Source organism: Paenibacillus sp. 01T431, from assembly GCF_056398625.1.
This window is the reverse complement of sequence record NZ_JBFTPT010000058.1, coordinates 1-732: the sequence shown is the minus strand read 5'-3', so window position 1 is coordinate 732 and position 732 is coordinate 1. Positions and strand designations below refer to the sequence as shown.

The following is a 732-nucleotide window of genomic DNA, read 5'->3' as shown; positions in this document are numbered from 1 at the left end:
GGTGATACCGGTTGAGGTGGTGGGCTGGGCATGCGGAAATAGAGGAACTATTAGGAAATATTCCCCAGGTAGTTTCTACTGCACGCATACTCCACAATCCCTTGGAGGTTCACCCTCCCAAATCTCAACGGGTCACTGCCCTTACATTCCTTCGTTATACCTGTCCAAGGTGTGGAGACCGATAGCGTTTAGCGGATGGGTCTGAGCCCTTATGGGTAACGAACTCGGTCCTCCGTGCTTTCTTTTTGAAATCCTGCGAATGAGTCAATATACGTGATTTCTACTTAATTTAAGCTGCTTCTGCCCATGCAATTACCGTTTTCTCTGGCGTGAACTTTTCTCCTCGTTGTATAATACCAACTAGAATTCGTGCCAGCTTTCCTACTAACTTAAATATGGATTGCTGCTTTTTCATCTTCTTTTCTTGCACATTATGCTCATGCAGATGGCGGAACACGGGGTTATTCCAAACGAGCTGAACCGTCGCGAGATAGAGATATTTYCGCAAGGCGGAGTCTCCTCTTTTCGAAAGAACAATTCGTCCTTTTCGCTTTCCTGACGTACTTTCAGCCAAATTTAGGCCCGCCTTTCGTAATACCTGACGTCCATGCGCATACTGTCTTAAATCTCCTGTGCCAGCTAGTATGGCCGCGGTGAAGATCTTCCCGAGACCTTTTATGGTGCGAAGCTGCTGTGCCATAGGAATCTCAGAAAGCAGAGCTTCGATGTCCT

1 protein-coding gene is annotated in these 732 nt (G+C 47.1%); it reads right to left on the bottom strand.

What is annotated here, in order from left to right:
• Positions 1–289 precede the first annotated feature (289 nt).
• Positions 290–732: transposase (locus tag AC1DM9_RS34380; protein ID WP_477584501.1), on the bottom strand; the 443-nt coding region annotated here is incomplete at its 5' end.